A 17,537-nucleotide genomic window follows, 5' to 3' on the forward strand; every position below is an offset into this window, starting at 1 on the left:
TCCGGTCTTCGCTGTGGCCGGACGAGCGGTCGGTGGTCAGGCTCTTCAACATCGGCTCCGTCGGGATCGGCTGTCCTACACCGACACATACGGCGGTGCGCCGACGGCGAGTTCACATTTTTTTCGGGGGTGCGGCCGGGAGCACGGGGCTGCGGCGTGCGGCGGAAACCACGCACCGGACCGCCTCGTCGGCCGTGCGCCGGAAGCCATGACCAGGAGCCGTGCACCGGCATGACCAGGGGCATGGCGAGGAGACGGCTGAGGCGTTCAGGAGAGTCGTGGGCCTGATGCCGATCCGGGCTGCGCACGGTGTGCCCCTCGCGTGCACCACGGGATGGGCAGGTTCACGGGCACCACCTGGACCGGCCCGTGCGGAAGCCGCCGCCGGCGGTGCGGGACGTGAGCGGCCGTCCGGCGGACGGTTCTACTGCCTTCTCGCCGGAGCGGCCGCCCGCGGCCGGGGAGCCGCCATCGGTTCCCGCGTGTTCGAAGTCGCTTCGGGAGCGGGGGCCTTCACCCCGGCCGGCATCTTGGAGGCAACGGCGGCGATCCCCGGCGTCTGCGCCACCGCCTGCTTCTTGTCCTCCTCCTCCAGGCGCTCCATTTCGCGTGCGACGTGCCCCTGTGGCTGCGCCTCGCGTGACGGTTTCGGCATGTTCAGTCCCTGGGGATCGAATGACTCATTGACGGTTCATGGGCCGGCGGCGACGGGCGTGCGGGTCGGCCCGGGGACGGCAGGCGGCATCGATCAGCAGGACGACGTGAGGTTCCCCGCCGCGGCGGGGAACCTCACGGACGGCAGGGCAGAGGTTCAGGAGGGTGTACCCCGTACGAGCTTGTTGCCGAGATCGTTCTCGACCACGACCTCCTTGACCTGCTGCGCGTCGATCGCGGCCGCGCCCTCCAACTTCCCCTGGCCGACGGGCGGAAGTTTCGACTGCGCGCCGTTCCGTGGAATCACCCAGCTCAGGGCCGTTTCCCGGCGGCCGTCGGTGGAGACGACGACGAGCCGGCACCGCACTCCACCCGGCACACCGGTGACGGCGGCATTGATCTTGACGTAGTCGTCGAACGGCGTGAGCTGTACCCGCATGGACGCTTTGGTGGTGGCGTCCACGGCGGACGCCACCAGCACCCCTGCTGCCGGCGAGGGAGGCGGCGAGCCTGCCACGGTCGCCGTCGAACCGCTGTGGCCCACCATGAGCCCGCCGAAGAACAGTGCGGCGGACGACGCGGCGACACCCACGCCCACGGTCACGAACCTGCGGCGCCGCCCTTTGGACTGCTCCGCGCGGACCTCCCGAAGGGTTCGCTGAAGCATCAGTTCGCCGTCTTCCGGGGGGCCTTCCAGGAACGCCTCGGGCGGCACCTCTCCCAGGGCGGCTTCCATGTCCCGCAGCGCCGCGAGTTCCATCCGGCATGCCTCGCAGTCGGCGGTGTGTTCTTCGAGCGTTGCGCGCTCGTCGTTGTCGAGGGTGCCCAGCACGTACGCGCCGAGCGTCTCATCGCTCGGATGCTGCCGTGTGTTCATGCAGCCCCCACCTTTCGAAGAGTCAGGCTCTTGGTGGCGCCAGGGTTGGTGGAACCGAAGTAGGACTTACGCAACGCCTTGAGCGCGTGGTGGGCCCGGGACTTCACCGTACCCTCCGGTATGCCGAGGCGTCCGGCCGCTTCCGCCGCCGTTCGGCCCCGGTAGTAGATCTCGACGAGGACGTCCCGGTGCTCGGGCTTGAGCTGGTCGAGGGCGTCCAGCATGACGACCGCGTTGACGACACCGTCGGCGTGATCGTCCAGAAGCGGTGAAGCCGCGTCGGAGTGGGCCACCTCGTTGGGGCGTGCCGCCTTGGCCCGGTAGCGGTCGGTGGTGATGTTCCGGGCCACCGTGAGGAGCCAGCCACGCAGGGAGCCCTGTGGATTGCTGATGACCTCGGGATGTTTCCATGCCCGTATCAGTGTCTCCTGGACGATGTCCTCTGCTGCCGCGCGATCGCCCGTCAGCCGTGTCGCGTATGCCAGCAGGGCCTTGCCGTGTTCCCCGTACAGCGTGCGGATCAGAGCTTCATGACTCGTGGCCTCGGGGGCACGAGACCTCAGGATCGCCATCTAGTTACTCCATCCCCGTGGGTTCACTCGGCATACGAAGCGAGGGCGAAGTCAGGGTCTCCATGCCAACGGTGATGTAGATCACTCCCGTGCGTAGTCGCCCGGCGTTGCCCAGGGGCGTCCCGGCAGGGAGCCGGAAGTGTCGGAAGGGCGCGGTCCGTGACCCGGATCGCCTTGTCACGGCGTGGCCGGTCCGGCATCGGCCCTCTCTCCGTTGTCGTCATGAAGGGCGGGTATATCGGAGAGCTTCCGAGGAACCGGGCCCACGCCCTCCATCGAGGCGAACCAGGTGCGGACACCCACGATGTAGGCCTGGGAATCGTCGGTCGCCGGAACGCCTCCGGCTGCCCGAACCGCGTCGACGCCCACGTCGTACGCCGTCAGCGTCAGGTCCAGGACATTGCCCGTCACCTCCTGCCGGTCCAGTGAATCCTGCATCTGGGCCGACAGTTCGCAGAGGTACTTGGCCTGGACGTCGATCGACTTCTTGGCCTCGAACGGATCGGCCTCCTCTCCCGCGAAGCGCGTGAACACCTCGCGGGGCACCTGCGATATGCCTTGCGCGCCGTTCGGGCCCACGAACCGGGAATCGAATCCGGATTCGTATTCGATCTGTGCCGCGATGACCACCGGACCTATGGCGTCACAGATTCCGCCGGCATCCTGGATGGCGCTGTACAGATCTGTGGGCACAGTGCAGGGCGCATTTCCGCCGCCCCCCGTACTGTCGGGCGGCGATAGTTCCAGTTTTCCGCGTCCGTCGCCAGTGATGATGGCCGAAGCTCGGTTCGAGGCGGCGTCCGGGTTTTCCTGCAGAGAGACACTCTCCAGCCTTTCGCAGAGCTCCTCGGCGTCCGTGAGTCCGGTGTAGGGGTCGCCCAGGCTGCCGAGTCCCGAGAACGAGAGCCCATGGAAGAACATGAAGATCAGCACGATGGGGAAAAGCAGTACGGCAAGCCCGCCCACGACCAGGATCACGCCGATGATGAGAGTCACTCCAAGGGGAGCGGCAAGGAATCCGAGACCGCCTGCTGCCGCCGCGATCACTGTGCTCGCTTTTACGCCGGACGCCACCTTGAATTCCTCTCGGTCCCTCAACTGACCTGCCCTGCCGCGCTCCTGACGTGAGCGAGGCACCCCTTCTTTCGGGGTACGGGCCTGCGCGGCGGCTGGTTCACTGCCACTGTCGCGCTCGGGAGGGCGGCGGCCCGGCGGGGGCGCGCCGACGCCCTCGTCGCGCGCTACTCTGTGCCTCGCGGTCCGCGCCCGGCCGACTCCCCGCAGCATCGCTCGATGCCTGCCCGGATCTCCTGGAGTGGCTTCGGCCCGCTGTCCGGTACGCGTCGCGTTCCACCGTCCGGCGTCCATCCGGCCCACCGCTTTCCCGGCTCTCCCGGTTTCCGTCTCTCTCCGCCGAACGCGGACGGAGACGGCGGCGCGGCACTCCAGGGCTTCCCGGAGTCCGGGATGCCCGCCGGTTCTCCTGCCGCGGGACCGGCTTCCCACAAGAGACTGCTGGTCTGTAGTATGTGGGCATGACGACCTTCCAACGCGCCAGAAGTGAGGAGCAGCGCTCGGAGAGAAGGCTCGGCATCCTGTTGACTGCCAGCGCGATGCTCAGCGAGATGCCCGTGTCCGAGGTGAGCCTGAACGAGCTGAGCCGACGTGGCGGCCTCGCGAAATCCGGCCTGCTGCGCTACTTCGAGTCGCGGGAGGCGGTCCTGCTCGAGCTGCTCACCCTGGCCGCGCGGGACTTTCTGGCGGAGGCGGGCGAACAGCTCGCCTCGCTCGTCGACGCCCAGGATCCGCTCGAGGTCAGAGCCGAGGCCGTCGCGTCCGGACTCGCCGCGTCCTTCGGCGCGCGACCGATGCTGTGCGAGCTGCTCAGCGCGCAGGCCGGCGTTCTGGAGTACAACGTCTCCGTCGAAGTCGCCACACGATTCAAGCAGACCGCTCGCGGCAGTTTGCCCGGCTTGGCCGAGATGCTGCGGAAGCTCCTCCCCGAACTCGGCCAAGAACACTCCGGACAGGCCGCCACGCTGATTATCTTGTTGATCGGCGGCCTGTGGACTCACACGAACCCCGCCCCTGCGGTGCGCGCGGTCTACCGCGCCGACCCCAGTTTCTCCTTCATGGACTCGGAATTCACCGATGCCCTGCACCGATCGCTTTCTGTCCTCTTCGCCGGATTCCTCACACTCGGATGAGGCACCCGCGTTCCCCGCAACCGAGACACGGAACGGCCGGCTGACGCGTCCCATGGGCCGACGTCATGAAGCCGGCAAGGCCGCCATGTCCCCTTCCTGCATGCGGAGTCCGGGTTGCCGCTCAGAGGCGGGTGCCGGTGGCGAGCCGGGCCCTCGTCCGGTGAGCCGACACGGCGACCCGGTGGGGCCGGGCCGCTGTCGACCCGGCCGGCCGGTCACCGCGCCGCACGTCGCGCATCCGAGCTGCACAGGCGGCGGTCGACGGTTCGCGCCGCGCGGTACCCGGTGTCGCGGGCGGACCGCTCCGACCACCGCCGGATCGCGTCGGCCGGTGACCGGAGGCGATCGTGCCTGCTGAACCACGCGTCGACGACGGTGCGTCACGGCAGCCCGCCCCACGGTCGTCAGCGACCCGTTCCCTGGAGTTCGCGCGCTGGTGCGCCCGCCAGGGCTGGCCGGTGCACCCCCTCGCCGCCGGCCGCAAGACACCGGCCGGCAACTGCGCCGCATGCCGTGCCGCCTCGCACCTGCCCGCCCTGTGCCCGTGCCTGCCCGCCGGTCGTTGGTGTCACGGATTCCACGCCGCGACCCTCGACCAGGACCGCATCGCCAACTGGTGGGGCGCACACCCGGAGTTCGGCGTCGGCATCGCCTGCGGCCCCGCCAGGCTGGTCGTCATCGACATCGACGCCCACTCCGCCCGGCTGCCCACCCGCGACCGCATCCTTCCCGGCATTCCCATCGACGACGACGTCGATCTCACCGGCCTGGCGAACGGCTTTCACACCCTCGGTCTCCTGGCCGCGCTGCGCGGCCGGCCCAACCCGGCGGACGACCGGGCCACGCTGCGCGTCCGGACACCGTCGGGCGGCCTGCACGTCTGGTACCGAGCGATGGACAAACGCCTCTGGCGCTGCTCCACCGGCTCCAGCCGCCGCGCCGCCCTGGCATGGCAGGTCGACGTCCGGGCACACGGCGGCTACATCGTCGCTCCCGGCACGTCGACCCGGGACGGCACCTACACCCCCGTCGACAGCGTCCGTGACATCGCCGAACTGCCCTTCTGGCTGGCCCAGGAACTCGAACGCACCGGCCACCTTCCCACCCCGACCGCGCCCACGCCCCGTCCGGTTCCCCCCAGAGCCCGGCAGGCCGTACTCGCTGCGGGCGGCGGCCGAGACCTCTCCACACTCGCCTCCGTCCTCGCACCCGTGGAAGCCTGCGGCAGGACGACCGAGGGCGCGGGATTCTCCGACACGCTCAACCGCGCCGCCTACACCCTCGGAGGCCTCGTCGCCGCCGACCGCCTCACCGAAGACGAAGCCGAACGCGCGCTGACCGAGGCGGCCGCCACCGCTCGGCCGGGCCAGGAACGACGTGCCGCGCTCATCATCCGCGGCGGCCTGACCGCCGGCCGGCGGCGCCCTCTCCCCGAGCGAAGGGGGTCCCGATGACGACACCCGAACACGACGGGGCGGCTCTCTTCGACTTCGACGCCGAAGCCGTCGCCGCGCAGATCCGCGACCGGGCCCGCCGTGCCCAGGCCGCCGTCGCCCTGGCCACGCAGACGGACAGGACACGTGCGGGCGCGGGGGAGGCGACCGCGGCGGGGCTGCTGCCCGACACGCTGACCGACCGCGGCAACGCCAAACTGTTCGTCAAGCTGTACGCCAACGACTACCGGCACGTGCCCGGCATCGGCTGGTACCGATGGGACACCACCCGCTGGCAGATCGACGAGGACGACACCGTGCTGTGGGCAGCCGGTGACCTCGCCGAGGCCATCGCCACCCACGATCCGCGCGGCCTCTTCACCGCCCAGGCCCTGCAGGCGCATCGCCGGCGTGCCCTGTCGACCACCGGCATCAACGCCATGCTCACCCAGGCCAGGTCCGCACCCGGCATGGTCCTCAACGCCGCTCTCCTGGACGCCGACCCCTATGCCCTCTGTACGCCGGACGGAATAGTCGACCTGCACACAGGGCTGGTGCGGACCCCCGACCCGAACAAGGACTTCCACTCCCGCTCCACCGCTGTCAGCCCTCGACCCGTGCCCGCCCCCCGCTGGGAACGCTTCCTCACCGACACCTTCGGCGCGGACGGCGACGGCCGACAGATGATCGACTACCTTCAGTTACTGCTCGGCTATTCCGTCACCGGTGACGTCGGCGGCCAGGTGCTGCCCTTCCTCTTCGGCTCCGGCAAGAACGGCAAGTCCGTTCTCCTGGACGTCCTCATGAAGCTGCTGGGCGACTACGCGGACGCTGCCCCGCCGGGCTTCCTGATGACCCGGCCCTACGAAGGCCACCCCACCGACCTCGCCGAACTCCACGGGCGGCGCGTCATCGTCTGCTCCGAGGTCAAGCCGGGCGACAGGTTCGACGAAGGCCGCGTCAAACTTCTCACCGGCGGTGACCGGATCAAGGCCCGCCGCATGCGCCAGGACTTCTTCAGCTTCGCTCCGACCCACAAGCTGTGGCTGCTGGGCAACCATCGTCCCGAAGTCGGCACCGGTGGCTTCGCGTTCTGGCGCCGCATGCGCCTCATCCCGTTCGAACGAGTCGTCCCCGACCACCGCAAGATCGACAATCTGGCCGACATCCTCGTCACCGAGGAAGGCCCCGGCATCCTGGCCTGGCTCGTCGACGGCGCCCGCCGCTACCTCGCCGGCGACAAGGACCTCGCCGGCCCTCACCGTGTCCGCATCGCCACCAGCACCTATGCCGAAACCGAGGACCATACCGGCCGCTTCTACGACGAGTGCTGCACCCTCGCCACCGATCTGCGCGCAGAACAGACGGCCCTCTACGCCGCCTACCGGACCTGGTGCCAGAATGAAGGAGCGCCGGCGATGTCCTCGCGTGCCTTCGCCGCCCGTACGCGCGAACTCGTCGGACTGGCCTCGCCCAAGGAAATGATCTTGTCCAACCAGCGCAAGCACTACCCGGGTATCGGACTGCTCACCGGCCAGGAGAAGGACCCCGCATGCATTCCCTGAGTCGATCTCCCGGCCGCTCGGGGAGATCCGTCCGCGGCACGCGAAACCCGTCCCGGCGGGACCGTGCGGCACGCTCCCGCCCGCGCGTCCACCCGGATCGCGCGGCCACAACCGCCCATGTGAGAGTCGCAGACGGGATGGTCCCCTGATGAGCTCCCTGATCGCCGAGGACGAGATCAGCAACGAAGCGAGCATCGTCTGGCTGGAGGACACCGAGCAACTCGACTATGTACGCCAGAGTCTGGACCGCTTGCCCACCCGCAGGACCAGGCCCGCCTACCATCGTGACGGCCGCATGGTCGGCTATGCCCTTCTGGACAGCGCCGCCAGGGCCTCCCGTGCCTCCGGGACGTTCCGCCGGCGCGTCTTCTGGCTTCTTCCCCACGACCGCGACAGCGAGCCCGAGGGCCTCTACGCCAACAGCGCCCCCGCCGAGGCGATCGACCCGCGCACCCTGGCACCGCGCCTCAGAGGCTACAAGACCGAGCGTTCCGAGGGCGGGCCGCCCTCCGCGGCCATGAAGGAACTGGGGATCACCCTGCCCCTGTAGGCGTCGAAGGAGCGGCTGACCCGAGTCCTCCTCCCCACCGAGCGGCGTTCCCGCACACTCCGGAACCACCCGGGAACAGCAGGCCGGGCGGACGGCCGAGGCTGAGGTCAGCGGGCTAGGAGAACACCTCGTCGAGCTCCCACAGCCGGTCCAGTCTGTTGCGCAGGGCATCAGCCTCGGCATCGGCGTGGTCGAGCCGCTCCATGACGTCCAGCCCCTCGGACCACGCGGCGCGAGCCGCCTCGGGGCGACCGGCACTCAGATGGGTGTCGCCGAGGCGTTTCAAGGTGCCGGCGATGAACCGGGGAAGACCACCGTGCTCCCGGTAGAGGGCCAGCGCGTGGGAGAAGCTGACGGTCGCCTGGTCGTTCTGTCCGAGGCGGTGCTGGGCGTGACCGATGCTGTCCCAGGTATGGGCCGTGAGGGCCTTGTCCCCGAGTCGCTGGTGCAGGATCAGCGCCTGCCGGCAGTGCACGAGTGCCCGCTGGTTCTGGCCGAGCAGCGCATGGCACCAGCCGACGGTGTTGAGTGTGACCGCGCGGGCCAAGCTGCTGCGGTGGTCGTCGGCGTCATGGCCCTCGTGGGCCCGGTGGATCGTGAGAGCCTGCTGAGCGGCGTGCAGCGCGGCGGCCGGATCACCCTGCTGTTGCGCGACCCAGGCCAGCGTGCAATAGCTCTCGGAGAGGGTGTCCGCATGGCCCGACGCGGCGAACAGCCCGACGGCCAGCTCGGCGTGCACCCGTGCCTCGTCATGGCGGCCCAGACCCGCGGTGGCGATCGCGAGGCCGTGGTGAGCGTCGGCCTGGGCGGCCTGGTCACTCAGCCGGTGTCCCGCGTCCATGGCCGTCAGGCGCACGGCTTCCAGCTCCCGCCACAGGCCCCGCACGTGCAGCTGACTGGAGATGGCCCAGGCGAGTTGCCACGTGTGGACGTCGTACCGGTGGGCGGCGGCCGAGCCGACGGCCGAGATCAGCACCGCCTGTTCCGCGGTGAACCAGGCGGTCGCCTTCGCGGCGTCTTCCTCGAATCCGTCGACGCTCACCCCGTCCGCGACGGGAGCCAGGGAGATCAGGGCCCGTGCACGGGAGGTCAGCGCGGTCACCCGAAAGGCGGTGTGCAGGTAGTGGTCGAACATCCGGTGCCGAGCGGCGTGTGTCTCCTCGGGCGGGTCGACGGTGTTCAAGAGCTCCGTGGCGTAGGTGCGCAGCAGGTCATGGCAGGCATAGCGGCCGGGAGACGGTTGTCGCACCATGTGCGCCTGGACGAGCTCGGACAGCAGTCTCCGGGCGTGCGCGAGGGTGCATCCGATGAGGCTGGCCGCCGCCGGCACGGCGATGTCGGGGCCCGGGTGCAGGGCGAGCAGCCGGAACAGATGCGCGCCGTCGGCGCTCAGAGCGTGGTAGGACCACGAGAACACGGCGCGGACATCGGCCGAGGTGTCGCCGTCGTAGAACGAGTCCAGGCCGCCGGCGCTGGATCGCAGTTCGGCCGCGATCGCCTCCAGCGACAGTTCCGACATCGTCGCCGCTCGCGCGCTGGTGACAGCCAGCGCCAGCGGCAGCCGCGCACATCGGGCGATGATCTCCTCGACCGCGTCCGGCTCCGCCGCGACCCGTTCGGTTCCCAGCCGCCGCTCGAGGAGTGCGCGGGCTTCCGGCACGGAGAGCACACCGAGAGCGATGGGGTGGGCGCCGTTCACGGCGACCAGACCGGCGAGTGAGTTCCGGCTGGTGACGATGACCAGGCAGGCTCCCCCCGGCAACAGCGGGCGCACCTGGGCGGCGTCACGGGCGTTGTCCAGCAGCAGGAGCATGCGCCGGCCGGCCAGGAGGGTACGGAACCGGGCGGCCAGCGCGTCTGCCTCCTGAGGAAGCCCACGCGGATCGGCGCCCAGCGACTCGAGCAACGTGCGAAGGGCGTGTTCGGACGTCACCGGTGGGCCGCCCGGGTCGAAGCCCCGCAGGTTCAGGTACAGCTGGCCGTCCGGGAACTGGTCGGCGACCTGCCGGGCCCAGTGCACCGCGAACGCCGTCTTGCCGACCCCCGCCATGCCCGCTATGGCCTTGACCAGCACCGTGGTACGGGGGAGAAGACGGGTCACCTCGCTCAGTTCGGCTTCTCGGCCGACGAACGCCTCCAGCCCCGCGGGCAGTTGGGCAGGCACGACGGCCGCAGGGGTGGACGATTCCGCCGGACCCTGCGGAGCGAGCAGCCTCGCGTCGGCCCTCAGCACACGCTGGTACATCTCCTGGAGCGCCGGCCCCGGGTCGACCCCCAGCTCATCGGCCAGCAGTATCTGCACTTCGCGGTAGGTCTCCAGAGCCGCCGCCTGTCGTCCCGACCGGTACAGGGCAAGCATCATGAGCTCCCGGAACCGCTCGTCCAGTGGGTGCTCGGCGACCAGTCCGGTCAGATCCGCGGCTGCCTTCGCGTGGGCGCCGAGGCCGAGTTCGGCCCTGATGCAGGAGACCTGTGCCGACAACCGGAGTTCGCTCAGGCGCTGCCGCTGGGTCTGCGCGTACTCGCCCCGCAGGCCGGCCAGCGCCGTTCCCCGCCACAGCCCGAGCGCGTCGCGCAGATACTTCGCCGCGCCCAGGGCGTCCGCGGACAGGCGGGCCTGCTCGGCCTGCGCGAGCAGTTCCCGGAACGCGCTGAGGTCCAGCTCGACCGACGGGACCAGCAGCTGATAGCCGCTCCCCGTGGACCGGATGACGGACGGCGCGGTGTCGCTCGCGGGTTCCAGCGCCTTGCGCAGCCAGTGGATGTATGTGCGCAGAATGCCGGGCGCGGAGGCCGGCGCCCTGGTGCCCCAGACCGCGTCCACCAGTTCACTCGTCAGCACCTGCGAACCCTCGGCGAGCAGCAGCACGGCCAGTACCGTTCGCTGCTGGGGCGGCCCGATGTCGATCTCGTCGGTGCCGCGCCAGGCCCTCACGGAGCCCAGCACGGCGAACCGCAATCGCTCTTCCAACGGGGCTCCTTTCCTGGGAGACGTATCAGGCGTGCTCACGGGCGAACGTCCGGACTCCCCACCACAGCGCGAAGCCGGAGACGAAGAGGACCGAGAAGCTGCCCATCCCGACGGAGTCCATGGTGAAATCCCCTCGAAAATAGGCCCGGGTGGCCTCCATCACGTGATCGATCGGATTGAGTTGTGCCAACCGGTAGAGCCACCCGGGAGCAAGTCCCTCGGTGATCGGCAGGAATGTCCCCGAGAGCAGCAGGAGTGGCATCAGGAGGGCGTTGATGAGCGCGGAAAGCGATTCCTCGTCTCTTATGCGCAGTGCCAGTGCGTAGGAAGCGGAGGCGAGCGCGGCGGACAGGAGGGCGACCATCAGCATGCTGGCGATCAGCCCGAACAGCGGGACTTCCAGTCCGAAGGAGACGCTGCACAGCAGAACGATCAGCGCCGACTGCGTGAGTACGTTGACGACGACGCAGAGGACTTTGCCCAGGAGCAGTGCGGTGGGTCGGATGGGGGTCACCCGGAAGCGTTCCAGGACTCCGGCACGGTACTCGGCAAGCAAGGACATACCCACCGTGGAGGCCCCTACCAGGACCATTTGCAGCATGAGTGACGGGGCGAAGATGGTCCACGTGGAGCCCGGCGGAAAACCGGGTGTGTAGGCGACGAACTTGGTGAGCAGCGGGCCGAAGAAGTACATGAACAGCAGCGGCTGGGCCAGCCCCATCACCACCCAGGCCGGCTGCCGGACGCGATGGCTGATCTCCCGTCCGAAGATCAGCCAGACATCACGCAGCACTGTTCCGGTCCTCGTGCGGTGAAGAGCCGGCCGGTGCCGCAGCGGACGACTCGCGCAGGCTCCGTCCGGTGAGAGTGAAGAAGACGTCGTCCAGCGTGGGCCGCTGTACGTTCAGCGAGGTGACGGCGACGCCGATCTCGTGCAGGGCGTGCGTCAACGACGGCAGCGCGACGCTTCCGTGCGGGACGCGGAACCGGATGAGTCCATCCCGAGCCGTGACCGCGTGGGCCCCCGGCAGACGGCTGACCCGCTCGGCCGCCTCCCAGACCGACCCTTCCGGCACGCCTACCGTGACTCCGTCCCCGGCGACCTTGCTCTTGAGGAAGTCCGGGCTTCCCTCCGCGACGATCGAGCCGTCGTCGATGATGACGATGCGATCGGCGAGGGCATCAACTTCGTCCATGTAGTGCGTGGTCAGGAAAATGGTGACCCCTTGTGCGCGGTGCAGCATGCGGACGTGATCCCACAGGTTGGCGCGGCTCTGTGGATCGAGTCCCGTCGTCGGCTCGTCGAGGAACACCAGCGGGGGCCGGTGGATCAGGCCGAGTGCGACATCCAAACGGCGCCGTTGACCGCCGGACAGCGTCCTGGTCCGCCGCTGCCGCAGATCTCCCAGGTCGAGTTGATCCATCAGCTCGGCGGACCGATGGTGAGCCTGAGCGTGCGTGAGACCGTACAGGCGGCACTGGATCACCAGCTCCTCGACGACGGTGCTCTCGGGCGAAGTGCCGTTGGACTGGGCTACGTAGCCGATGCGCCGCCGTACGCCGGCGGTGTCCCTCGTCAGGTCGCAACCGGCGACGACGGCTTCGCCCGCGGTGGGCCGGAGCAAGGTGGTCAGCATGCGCAGGGTCGTGGTCTTGCCTGCTCCGTTCGGGCCGAGGAACCCGAAGATCTCCCCTTCCCGCACGTCCAGGTCGATCCCTCTGACCGCGTTCACGAGCCCGCCCTGGCGGTTCTTCTGCGAAAAGGTCCTGGAGAGACCGCGTGTCCTGATCACTGCTCCAGAAACTCCCTGCCGGTCGTCATGGTCGGGGCCGTCGTCGGAATCTTCACTCTGCGCGGGTCGGGGCGGCGTGACAGGGGCCTGGCCCTCTTCACCAGGCCACGGGAAGCGCGGCGACACCGTAAATGGCGGACTGGGTGCGGAATTCAAGTTCGTCCATCGCCGTGTCCAGCCGCAGACGCGGAAACCGCTCGAACAGGGCAGGCAGTGCCGTATTCATTTCCAGACGGGCCAGCGGAGCACCCAGGCAGTAGTGCACTCCATGTCCGAAGGCGAGATGGGCGCTGTGATTCCTCGTCGGATCGAAGGCGTCGGGGCCGGCGGTGTACGAACTGTCATGATTTCCCGACGGCAGCGAACACAGGATCCGCTCGCCGCGCAGGATGCGCTGACCGGCGATCGTGGTGTCGTGCCGGCATACTCGCGGTACGCCCGTCTGGACGACTGAGAGATATCGCAGCAGCTCGTCCGTCACCTGCTTCAGTCTCTGCGGATCCTTCAGCTGTTCGATGTATTCGGGATTCTGGAGCAGCAGGAGGGTTCCGAGTGCGAGCATGTTGGCCGTCGTCTCGTGCCCGCCGAACAGGATGACATCGCCGATCCCCGCGAGTTCCTGGTCGTCGAGCTCGTCGCCGTGTTCGCGTACCAGCGAGCCGAGCAGTCCTTCCCCGGGACGAACTCGCTGACGGGCCACGAGACGCAGCATGTAGCGCCGGGATTCCTGGATCGCGGCCGCTCGGGTCGCCAGACTGAGCGTGCTGTCCAGACGGACCACGGACCGCTCGTGAAAGCCGGCCCGGTCCTCGTAGGGAACGCCCAGGAGCTGGCAGATGATCAGCGAGGGGATGGGCAGTGAGAAACTCTGCACCAGATCCGCCGGGGACCCGGTCCTCTCCATCGTGTCGAGTGTCTCGGAGACGATGACACCCACGTTGTCCCGCAGGTCGGCGATCCTCCGGGCGGTGAATCCGGCGGCCACCATGCGCCGCAGTCGCGTGTGGTCGGGAGGATCGTACTGAGTGATGTCGCCGTGCCGGACAGGCGTCACACCGCTCACGACGACGCCCCCTTCGTTCGGATCGGAAAGAGTGCCGTGGTCGCTGCCGAACCGGTCGGCGTCCGAGAGCACTTCACGGATGTGCGCATGCCGGGTGACCAGCCACGCGGTGGCCCCGTTCGGCAGGACCAGGCGCGCGACCGGCTGGTCGTCCCGCAGCCGGGCAAGTTCCGGCGCGAGCCGAAAGCCGTCCCGTGCGAGGTGCGGGGGTACGGCGGAGATGCCGGTCATGAGGTATTCCCGTCTGTGCTCTTGGTGAAGGCGGATCCGCCGTCGGGACGTATCCCGGCTACGAGTAGACGGTCACCTGCAACCGCGGCGCGGTCGCCCAGTCGTGTGGTTCGTACGACACCTTGGCCAGGGGGATGCGCCGTGCGGCTGCCTGGAGCAGCTTCTCGATCTCCGTCTTCTGCCGCGACGTCAGGTAGTTCCAGAAAAGGCTGTGCCACAGGACGGTCCGGACGGACTTGTCATGGACGGATGCCATCAGTTCGGATTCCAGCCATGAGACCGCGTCGGCCCGGGCGACCCGCACGGACTGGGTGGCGGCCAGCTGCATCGCTTCTTCCAGTTCCAGCTGCTCGACCTCGCGCTCGTGCGGAAGGAACGACCTGAGGATCATCGCGTCGGCGGCGTTGCCGGCGTCACGTGGTGCGAGGTCGCACCCGGCCCGGTCGACGATCTCCAGGGCGCCCGGCGGCTTTCCTGTCGCCGCGAGCCTGACGGGTGACGAGCGGTCACCCCATTGCCATCCGGGTCCGAACCAGTGGTACTTGTCGAGCAGGAGGTTCAGGCCGGCGCAGGCGCCGATCTCGAGCAGCCTGATCCGCTGTGCGTCCAGCATGGCCAGGCCTCTGAGCAGTACACCGGCGCGGCTGGGCTGGTGCTGCTGGACGGGCCGGTCCAGCGCGGCACGGATCTCCTGCGGGTACGCCAGCACGGCATCCTGGAAGAGCTCCCAGGTGCGGTCCGCGTATGCCTGGTCGCTCATGCCGGTGGGGGGCCTGCTGATGTGGTCGATGCACTCCGGCGTCAGACCGGACAGGCCCAGCCAGCGGACTCCGGCGGGTACCCGGAGGAAGAACAGCGGGAGGGAGGCCTCGGGATGACCACCCACCAGCCGTGTGATCGGCCCGTTGCCCGCCACGTCGTCGGCGAGCCTCGCGAGAACGGTGGCCGTCACGGGGGCGTACTGCTTCATTCCGTGTGCCATGGCCAGCAGATCCGTGGCGGCCGCGCTGAACTTCTCTCTCATACGCCCCCGCCCAGAGGATTCACCTTGGAATCGACGACCGAGGTGTCGATCATCCATTGGAGGAGATCGCGTTGGGTCGACGGTGGAGCCAACTGCTCCAGAAGACCGGAGACGTGGCCGTGGATTCTCCGCAGGCGGCGGTTGTACCCGTGCGCCACGGCAGGTCCGTGGAGCCGGTCCCACAGTTCTTGACGCGCCGTCATGTCATGCCGGGCCGCATCGCTCCACTTGACCAGGGTTTCGGCCTCGTACGGCTCCGCCGACTCGAGCGCGTATGCCAGAAGGAGCGTCCGCGTACCGTTCCGCAGGTCGGCGTCCTGCTCCGCCGTCGGGTAGGCACGGTCGTTCGCGGTCTGCCGCAGAACACCGAAAAGCCGACCGAGGGTGCGCCAGCCGCGCGATGCGGAGGCGCTCGCGCCGGCCAGGTGCGCGGCCATCGCGGCGTCACGCCCGTAAGCGGCGCCGGTCTTTCCCACATAGCTGGTCATGACCTGTTTCCATGAGAACGAATCACGGGAGGACTCCGAAAGATCCGCCAACTGCCCATCGGCGGCATGCAACGCGCCTTGGGTCAATTCCCTGGTCAGGAGAGTCTCCAGGTCCTTGGCGTACCCGTGCTCGGCGACGAAGGCTTGAGGCAGCAAGGTGATGCAGGCCGCGCCGGCGACCGTGGCCGCGGCCCTGGTCATCGCGGCACTGCCCGTGTCGAACTGCTCGTCCAGCAGATCGTCCAAAGTCTCCGCCCCCGCCCACCAGATGCGGGACACCACGCAGACCGGAAGGGCCAGACCCGGATCACCGGCGAGCATGCCCGTGATGGGACAGGCGAGAAGCCGGTGATGGCTGACGGCACTGCTGTCCGCGTCCAGCAGCTTCAGCACCGCGTCCCGCAGCGAGGGGTCATCGGCACAGACACGGCGGATCGCCGACCGCGTCGCCTCGACCAGAAGGGAGCGCCGCGCCATCAGTTCGTCGATCGCCCCGTGGATATCCGCTTCTGTCACAATTTCCCGCGTCCTGGTCTCATCGAAAAATGGGGCGCATACGAATGCGCCCCACTCGGCCTGGCGATCAGTCGGCTGCTTGTCAGCAGTAGGTGTTGAGGTTCTGGCCGCGATCCATGCTCACCTCAAGGGATTCGATGTCGTCGCCCTGAACCGAAGGGACATCGCTCATCTCGCCCTGGAGAACGAGCTCCGCATTTTCAAGAACCTGAGAATTCATCGCAAATCCAATCTCACTGGAAACAGAGAACAGTTCTCTTGTGGCGAATAAGTTTCGGAAGGAGTGGAATGCGCCTCGCCACCAGGGGTGTTTCATGCCTGGAGGGGCCGCAGGCGAACGCCGCGAACAGACATCAGTCGGTTCCGGGCAGTCGAGTCGCCGACCTCGATGTGCCCATGCCATCACGCAGGACGAGTCGATGTCCAGAATTTGAATGCCGAATAATTGAAGGTGAGTGCCACGCCCTGACGGCGGCTGCTGAGCCTGACCTCGTGGGGGCTGCCGGCTCGAGGCGGCGTACTCGCGAGGATGGCTCTGGCGGGAATTCCGGATGCCGTTGGTGATCTTCAAGGGGGCAGGGTCTGGCAGAGCCGCCGAAACGGGTAGCGGCTCTGGGCTGACGCGGTGCCAGCGGCGTTGTCGTGGGCGGAGGCGGCCAGGGCGACGACGCCGATGACCAGCCCCAGCACGTCGACGGTCAGTCCCCGCTTGCGCCCTGGCCGACGTGGCCGGTCGCACGGCGACCGCGCATGTCGGCCAGCAGTGGCTGGGCCAGCTGGGTAAGACCGACAACGGCATCGTCACAGTGACCACCGTGGACCGACGGCGGCGTGTACTACCCGCTGCACGCGACTCCCTGCACCCTCGCCCACCACTTCGCCCGCGGCCGGTCTGACCCGGCCTTCCGCACGAAACCGCAGCTGGCCGCCGCTCTCGCGGCCCGGGGGAAGGCGGCGGGCTTCGGCTGCCGGGCGGTGGTCGCCGACTGCGCCTACTCCGTCAGTGACGACTGGTACCTCGCGCTGCGCGAGGCCGGCCTGGCCTACGTGGTCGTGCTCAAACCGCGAAACCTGGTGGGCTGCCGATGCCTACCTGGGCGGTTACGGTCCCGACTCGTCTCGCCAGCTGGTTGTGGCCACCACCGACCCGACCGGCCCTGCCGGAGAAAGCCACCTGGTACCTGGCCACCAACCTGCCCCACTCCGACGCACCCGACGCCACGGCCATTCTGCAACCGCCAGCCGACCTCGCCGAGATTGTGCTCCTCTTCGGCTGCGGCCGTGGATCGAGCAGGGCTACAAGCAAGTCAAGGGACGAACTCGGTTGACCGACTTCCAGGTCTGCTCCGCCCGCGCCATCCGTCGCCACCAGACCCTGCTGAACTGCGGCTTCTCCTTCTGCTGGGACCAATGGTTCGCCCTGCCTGGACCCCTGGATGCCACCGCACCGAACCCTGCCCCGAAGGGGGCCAGAGAGGGGGCCCGTCCCGTCCCACTTAGAGGCCATCTCATTTGGCGAGTCTGCGGTAGCAGATGAGGGTGCAGGCGATGCTGGTGAAGGCCAGGAAGTGAGCGGCCTTGCGTTCGTAGCGG

16 protein-coding genes and 1 pseudogene are annotated in these 17,537 nt (G+C 68.7%); 5 read left to right on the forward strand and 12 right to left on the reverse strand.

Going from position 1 to position 17,537, the window contains the following annotated elements:
• Nucleotides 1–424 precede the first annotated feature (424 nt).
• The 4 genes from ABZ725_RS47580 to ABZ725_RS47595 form a co-directional block, all read right to left on the reverse strand.
• Nucleotides 425–655 (reverse strand): hypothetical protein, encoded by a 231-nt coding sequence (locus tag ABZ725_RS47580; RefSeq protein ID WP_358808609.1) that lies wholly within the window; start codon nucleotides 653–655, stop codon nucleotides 425–427.
• Nucleotides 656–811: 156 nt separating this feature from the next.
• A complete protein-coding gene (locus tag ABZ725_RS47585; RefSeq protein WP_358808610.1) occupies nucleotides 812–1,531 on the reverse strand; it encodes a zf-HC2 domain-containing protein in 720 nt (239 codons plus the stop codon).
• Nucleotides 1,528–2,103: a sigma-70 family RNA polymerase sigma factor gene (locus ABZ725_RS47590; protein WP_351915070.1), complete on the reverse strand. Its 576-nt coding sequence runs from the start codon at nucleotides 2,101–2,103 to the stop codon at nucleotides 1,528–1,530. The genes ABZ725_RS47585 and ABZ725_RS47590 overlap by 4 nt, the downstream gene beginning before the upstream one ends.
• 177 nt (nucleotides 2,104–2,280) lie before the next feature.
• Nucleotides 2,281–3,177 carry a lytic transglycosylase domain-containing protein gene (locus ABZ725_RS47595; RefSeq protein WP_358808611.1) on the reverse strand — a complete coding sequence of 299 codons (897 nt, stop codon included), beginning with the start codon at nucleotides 3,175–3,177 and terminating at the stop codon, nucleotides 2,281–2,283.
• Between the two features lie 461 nt (nucleotides 3,178–3,638).
• Between ABZ725_RS47595 and ABZ725_RS47600 the strand changes: the two genes are divergently transcribed.
• The 4 genes from ABZ725_RS47600 (at nucleotide 3,639) to ABZ725_RS47615 (ending at nucleotide 7,858) form a co-directional block, all read left to right on the forward strand.
• On the forward strand, nucleotides 3,639–4,310 hold the full coding sequence (locus ABZ725_RS47600; protein WP_358808612.1) for a TetR family transcriptional regulator: 672 nt from the start codon (nucleotides 3,639–3,641) through the stop codon (nucleotides 4,308–4,310).
• Nucleotides 4,311–4,729: 419 nt separating this feature from the next.
• On the forward strand, nucleotides 4,730–5,764 hold the full coding sequence (locus tag ABZ725_RS47605) for a bifunctional DNA primase/polymerase (RefSeq protein ID WP_351915091.1): 1,035 nt from the start codon (nucleotides 4,730–4,732) through the stop codon (nucleotides 5,762–5,764).
• On the forward strand, nucleotides 5,761–7,308 hold the full coding sequence (locus ABZ725_RS47610; protein WP_358808613.1) for a phage/plasmid primase, P4 family: 1,548 nt from the start codon (nucleotides 5,761–5,763) through the stop codon (nucleotides 7,306–7,308). Before ABZ725_RS47605 ends, ABZ725_RS47610 begins: the two co-directional genes overlap by 4 nt.
• Nucleotides 7,309–7,456: 148 nt before the next feature.
• Entirely contained in the window at nucleotides 7,457–7,858 is a 402-nt protein-coding gene (locus ABZ725_RS47615) for a DUF6009 family protein (RefSeq protein WP_351915062.1), read from the forward strand.
• 115 nt (nucleotides 7,859–7,973) lie between these two features.
• Here ABZ725_RS47615 and ABZ725_RS47620 read toward each other — a convergent pair whose 3' ends face one another.
• From ABZ725_RS47620 to ABZ725_RS47655, 8 genes and pseudogenes are all read right to left on the reverse strand, one after another.
• A complete protein-coding gene (locus ABZ725_RS47620; RefSeq protein ID WP_358808614.1) occupies nucleotides 7,974–10,829 on the reverse strand; it encodes a BTAD domain-containing putative transcriptional regulator in 2,856 nt (951 codons plus the stop codon).
• Nucleotides 10,830–10,854: 25 nt separating this feature from the next.
• Nucleotides 10,855–11,622 (reverse strand): ABC transporter permease, encoded by a 768-nt coding sequence (locus ABZ725_RS47625; RefSeq protein WP_358808615.1) that lies wholly within the window; start codon nucleotides 11,620–11,622, stop codon nucleotides 10,855–10,857.
• The gene (locus ABZ725_RS47630) at nucleotides 11,612–12,778 is read right to left on the reverse strand and encodes an ATP-binding cassette domain-containing protein (protein ID WP_358808616.1); all 1,167 of its coding nucleotides are present in this window, start codon (nucleotides 12,776–12,778) and stop codon (nucleotides 11,612–11,614) included. Before ABZ725_RS47630 ends, ABZ725_RS47625 begins: the two co-directional genes overlap by 11 nt.
• On the reverse strand, nucleotides 12,720–13,916 hold the full coding sequence (locus ABZ725_RS47635; protein WP_351915055.1) for a cytochrome P450: 1,197 nt from the start codon (nucleotides 13,914–13,916) through the stop codon (nucleotides 12,720–12,722). The genes ABZ725_RS47630 and ABZ725_RS47635 overlap by 59 nt, the downstream gene beginning before the upstream one ends.
• A 58-nt stretch (nucleotides 13,917–13,974) precedes the next feature.
• Nucleotides 13,975–14,940, reverse strand: coding sequence for a DUF2332 domain-containing protein (locus ABZ725_RS47640; protein ID WP_358808617.1), 966 nt, complete (start codon nucleotides 14,938–14,940; stop codon nucleotides 13,975–13,977).
• Nucleotides 14,937–15,944, reverse strand: coding sequence for a polyprenyl synthetase family protein (locus ABZ725_RS47645; protein ID WP_358808618.1), 1,008 nt, complete (start codon nucleotides 15,942–15,944; stop codon nucleotides 14,937–14,939). The genes ABZ725_RS47640 and ABZ725_RS47645 overlap by 4 nt, the downstream gene beginning before the upstream one ends.
• Nucleotides 15,945–16,026: 82 nt before the next feature.
• A complete protein-coding gene (locus ABZ725_RS47650) occupies nucleotides 16,027–16,515 on the reverse strand; it encodes a hypothetical protein (protein WP_358808619.1) in 489 nt (162 codons plus the stop codon).
• A gap of 56 nt (nucleotides 16,516–16,571) precedes the next feature.
• Nucleotides 16,572–16,664, reverse strand: a pseudogene (locus ABZ725_RS47655) (IS5/IS1182 family transposase); the annotation flags it as partial.
• Between the two features lie 111 nt (nucleotides 16,665–16,775).
• Between ABZ725_RS47655 and ABZ725_RS47660 the strand changes: the two are divergent.
• Nucleotides 16,776–17,444, forward strand: coding sequence for a transposase (locus ABZ725_RS47660; protein ID WP_358808620.1), 669 nt, complete (start codon nucleotides 16,776–16,778; stop codon nucleotides 17,442–17,444).
• The last annotated feature ends 93 nt before the right edge of the window (nucleotides 17,445–17,537 follow it).

This window comes from Streptomyces sp. NPDC006872 (assembly GCF_040635845.1).
In the GTDB taxonomy this organism is placed as follows: Bacteria; Actinomycetota; Actinomycetes; order Streptomycetales; family Streptomycetaceae; genus Streptomyces.

What these genes read in the sequence shown, in the direction of transcription:
- ABZ725_RS47580 (WP_358808609.1), bottom strand. Translation starts at nt 655, where the DNA reads ATGCCGAAACCGTCACGCGAGGCGCAGCCACAGGGGCACGTCGCACGC.
- ABZ725_RS47585 (WP_358808610.1), bottom strand. Translation starts at nt 1,531, where the DNA reads ATGAACACACGGCAGCATCCGAGCGATGAGACGCTCGGCGCGTACGTG.
- ABZ725_RS47590 (WP_351915070.1), bottom strand. Translation starts at nt 2,103, where the DNA reads ATGGCGATCCTGAGGTCTCGTGCCCCCGAGGCCACGAGTCATGAAGCT.
- ABZ725_RS47600 (WP_358808612.1), top strand. Translation starts at nt 3,639, where the DNA reads ATGACGACCTTCCAACGCGCCAGAAGTGAGGAGCAGCGCTCGGAGAGA.
- ABZ725_RS47610 (WP_358808613.1), top strand. Translation starts at nt 5,761, where the DNA reads ATGACGACACCCGAACACGACGGGGCGGCTCTCTTCGACTTCGACGCC.
- ABZ725_RS47615 (WP_351915062.1), top strand. Translation starts at nt 7,457, where the DNA reads ATGAGCTCCCTGATCGCCGAGGACGAGATCAGCAACGAAGCGAGCATC.
- ABZ725_RS47635 (WP_351915055.1), bottom strand. Translation starts at nt 13,916, where the DNA reads ATGACCGGCATCTCCGCCGTACCCCCGCACCTCGCACGGGACGGCTTT.
- ABZ725_RS47640 (WP_358808617.1), bottom strand. Translation starts at nt 14,940, where the DNA reads ATGAGAGAGAAGTTCAGCGCGGCCGCCACGGATCTGCTGGCCATGGCA.